We start from the raw sequence: 4179 nt of genomic DNA on the forward strand, positions 1-4179 counted from the left end.
GAACCAGTGAAGGAATGGTGCCAACAGAGCGTGCAGCCATGCTCCAGCCGCAGATACGTAACATATTGGCGAACGTTGAAAAATCGCTTCAGCCAAGCACTGAGTTTATTGCCGAAGACAGCGAACGCTTATTCCGCATAATGGCGAGCGATTACGCAGAGTCGACCCTTATCCAACCACTGCTGACGCGTTTAAGGGAGGTGGCACCAAAGCTCCGTCTTGATATCATGACCCCCAGCGACGTCAGCTATCAAGATGTAGAGCAGGGAACGGTGGATATTATCATTAACCGATTTGACGATATTCCGCAGTCGTTTCACCAGATGAGCCTGTGGCATGACGGGTTCTCATGTTTGTTTAGTTGCGACAATCCAATCGCGGAAAACTTTGACCTCTTCTCTTACCTTCAAGCGCAGCATGTTTGGGTGAGTAAAACAGGTATGGGTACGGGGGTAGGTATCAACCCAAATCAGGCACAGAAGCTAGGCTGGATAGATGAAGCTTTAATGCGGATAGGTAAAACTCGCAACATCACCGTATTTACTCGTCACTATTTGTCTGCGATTTTGTTTGCGCAGCAGAAGAACCTCATACTTACGATTCCTACCAAAGCGGCCCAGTTGCAACGTAATAATCCTAAGCTGCTGATCAAGCCAGCTCCATTTGCTATAGAACCCTTTGAAGTGAAAATGGCATGGAGCCCATTAGTGCAAAGTAACCCTGATCATCAGTGGATGAGGCGTTTGATAAAGAGTGTGGCTAATGAGATAGAAAGCGGTGCAACCGAGTAATTATTGAGGTATTTATTTTGTGAATATCGATTATAAATGGCATAAATTAGCTAAATTTTCATCGGTTACGTAGTGTTAATTAATAGTTAACAGTGACATTCAGAGAGATTTTATGAGCGATCGTATTCAACAGGGAAGCTTGAACATTGATAGCACCCTCTACCAACTAGTTAATGAGCAGGTGATACCTGGTACGGGTATTATCGCTGAAGATTTTTGGCAATCTTTTGAGTCAATCCTGACTGACTTAGCGCCTAAAAACCGTGCTTTGCTGACCAAGCGTGATGATCTTCAACATCAGATCGACGTGTGGCATCAGGAGCGCGCTGGTCAAACTATCGACCCTGTCGAATACAAACAGTTCCTACTTGATATTGGCTACTTGGTGCCTGAAGGTGATGATTTTACCGTCGGTACAGCTAATGTTGAGCCTGAGATCGCGACCCAAGCTGGCCCACAGTTGGTTGTTCCAATTATGAACGCTCGCTTTGCTTTAAATGCGGCAAACGCCCGTTGGGGTAGCCTTTACGATGCACTTTACGGCACCGATGTTATTAGCGAGAGCGATGGTGCTGAAAAAGGCGGTAGCTTTAACCCTGTACGCGGTGAGAAAGTGATCGCCTACGCTCGTGAGTTCCTTGATGACGCTGCGCCTCTTAATGGCGTTTCCCATAAAGATGTTACCCAATACAGTATTAGCAATGTCAGCATCGGTAATACACTCATTGCCACTCTTGGTAATGGCGAAGAAGTAACGCTTGTTGACAGTAAACAGTTTATCGGATACCGAGGTGAGGCGAGTGCCCCATCATGTATCTTGTTGAAGCACAATAATCTCCATGCCGAAATTCAAATCGATCCTACTGCGCCAATTGGTAAAGTAGACACCGCGGGCATCAAAGATGTGCTGGTGGAAGCGGCTCTTACGACAATCATGGATTGTGAGGATTCTGTTGCTGCCGTAGATGGTGAAGACAAAGCGTTGGCTTATCGAAACTGGCTTGGCTTGATGAAGGGTGATTTGGAAGAGTCACTAGAGAAAAACGGCAAAACCATCGTTCGTCGCTTAAACCCGGATCGTCACTATACCAGCATTTCTGGTGGAGAGATTTCGCTCAAGGGCCGCAGTATGCTATTTATCCGCAACGTCGGCCATTTGATGACCAATCCAGCGATTCTTGATGCTGATGGGAATGAAGTCCCCGAAGGGATCATGGATGGCATGATCACTTCTCTTATCGCTATGCATGATCTTAAAGGCAATAGCCCTTATCAGAACTCAACAGCACAAAGCATCAATATCGTTAAGCCCAAGATGCACGGCCCCGAAGAAGTGGCGTTCACCAACGAGTTATTTGGTCGAATTGAAGATGCGTTAGGATTAGAAAGATACACCATCAAAGTCGGTATCATGGACGAAGAGCGCAGAACTTCGGTGAACTTGAAAGAGTGTATCCGCGCTGTAAAAGATCGTGTTGTGTTTATTAACACAGGCTTCTTAGACAGAACGGGCGATGAGATTCATACCAGTATGGAAGCAGGGCCGTTTGCACCTAAAGCGCAGCTAAAAACCATGACTTGGATCGGTGCGTATGAAGACCAAAACGTAGACCTTGGTTTAGCCTGTGGTTTACAAGGCAAAGCGCAAATCGGCAAAGGTATGTGGCCAGAACCAGACAACATGGCGAAGATGATGGACGCTAAGTTGGGCCATCCTCAAGCCGGTGCTAATACGGCGTGGGTTCCGTCACCCACAGCAGCTACTCTGCATGCTTTACATTACCACAAAGTAAGCGTTCCTAGCCGACAAAAAGAGCTGAGCGAGCGTGTGCGTGCAAGCGTTGACGACATTTTAACGATTCCACTGCTTGGTAAGCAGAAGCTTTCAGCGAAAGAAATCCAAAGTGAGCTAGATAACAATACTCAGGGTATTTTAGGTTACGTAGTACGCTGGATTGACCAAGGTGTAGGCTGTTCTAAAGTTCCAGATATCAATGATGTTGGCTTGATGGAAGACAGAGCAACACTGCGTATTTCTAGTCAACACATTGCTAACTGGATTCGACACGGTATTTGTGATGAAAGCCAAGTGATGGAAACCATGAAACGTATGGCGGCTGTGGTTGATGAGCAGAATGCGGGTGACCCGAACTACATCAACATGGCCCCAAACTTTGAAAGCAGTATTGCCTTCGCGGCGGCGTGTGAACTTGTGTTCCAAGGCTGCGCGCAACCTAATGGTTATACCGAGCCCGTGCTTCATGCAATGCGCCTGAAGCTAAAAGCAACCCAGAACTGAACGAATAATTAAAAAAGAAACACCCCTAATTAATACCAGCCCAAGGTACCGCGCTAATAGAGCGCGGTCTTTTTTATCTAATATTGGGACGGATATGGGTTGGCTTATTGTATCGGCGTTTTCTGTCACTGTAACCACCGTTGGTATGCGCTGATTGTCTAACTACTAGCTGTAGATGGGGTGTAAGAAATTGCCTATGAAAAACAGCAAATTAACATAGTCAGGCTTGTGTAAAATCTAATATCCCCCTAATTGCATTTGCAGAAAACAGGAGTACGATGCGCGCCATCTAAATATAAGTGGTGATGATTATGAAATTGAAAGCATTGAAAATTGCAATTGTAACAGCGCTTGCTGCGTCTTCTTTAACTGGCTGTATGGGCCAAATGGCAACAACAGGTCTTGTTTCAAAGTTCAACCTTGAAGTTGTTGATAACCGTTACGGGCGTGCGGGGATGTTTATTCTGCTGTCACCTGTTTATGGTATTGCAGGCGCAGCCGACTTGTTTGTTATCAACTCTATTGAATTTTGGACAGGCAAAAACCCATTATCGGGCAAATCACCTGCTGTCGTTGATACGCCAACTAAAAACTACATCAAGGTAAACGACAAGTTGGATGAGTCTTTAACAGACGTTCCACTATCAAACAATTCAAATATCGAACATGCCACCGTGCAGCAAATCGATGAGAACACATTACAGATGGACATCTCGTATGTTAATGGCGCGGAGAAAACTCTGCGTGGTGAGAGACTAGAAGATGGCGTAGCGTTCTTCTTAGACGACCAATACATTACGACGGTATCGAACAATGAGCTCGAGGAGTATGTCGCCACAGTGAACATTTGATCACTAAAGGTTTATAGTAGTCTCCAACAATAGGGGACTACTATAATAGAAGGCGTATTTTCTAATTCAAAAGTTTATATTTTTACATACAGAAGTGGTCCCCAATTTTCGGACATGACTTTAAGTGATTGATCTGTTTTGATAGTACCCAACAATACTGGAACAGATTATGACTAGAAAACGTAGAAACCACTCTCCTGAGTTCAAAGCTAAAGTGGCACTTGCTGCCGCCAAAGGT

At 45.3% G+C, this 4179-nt stretch carries 3 protein-coding genes; all 3 read left to right on the top strand.

Annotation, left to right across the window (positions count from 1 at the left end; translation table 11 throughout):
• Positions 1–791, top strand: a 791-nt coding sequence (locus QTO00_RS15775; protein WP_331425642.1) for a LysR substrate-binding domain-containing protein, incomplete at its 5' end; no start/stop codon positions are given.
• 112 nt (positions 792–903) lie between these two features.
• On the top strand, positions 904–3090 hold the full coding sequence (locus QTO00_RS15780; protein ID WP_331425643.1) for a malate synthase G: 2187 nt from the start codon (positions 904–906) through the stop codon (positions 3088–3090).
• Between the two features lie 311 nt (positions 3091–3401).
• Positions 3402–3941 carry a DUF3332 domain-containing protein gene (locus QTO00_RS15785; protein WP_331425644.1) on the top strand — a complete coding sequence of 180 codons (540 nt, stop codon included), beginning with the start codon at positions 3402–3404 and terminating at the stop codon, positions 3939–3941.
• The last annotated feature ends 238 nt before the right edge of the window (positions 3942–4179 follow it).

This window comes from Vibrio sp. M260118 (assembly GCF_036533755.1).
Classification (GTDB): domain Bacteria; phylum Pseudomonadota; class Gammaproteobacteria; order Enterobacterales; family Vibrionaceae; genus Vibrio.

Bases quoted from the DNA above. Each gene is read 5' to 3' on its own strand.
- QTO00_RS15780 (WP_331425643.1), top strand. From the start codon at position 904: ATGAGCGATCGTATTCAACAGGGAAGCTTGAACATTGATAGCACCCTC.
- QTO00_RS15785 (WP_331425644.1), top strand. From the start codon at position 3,402: ATGAAATTGAAAGCATTGAAAATTGCAATTGTAACAGCGCTTGCTGCG.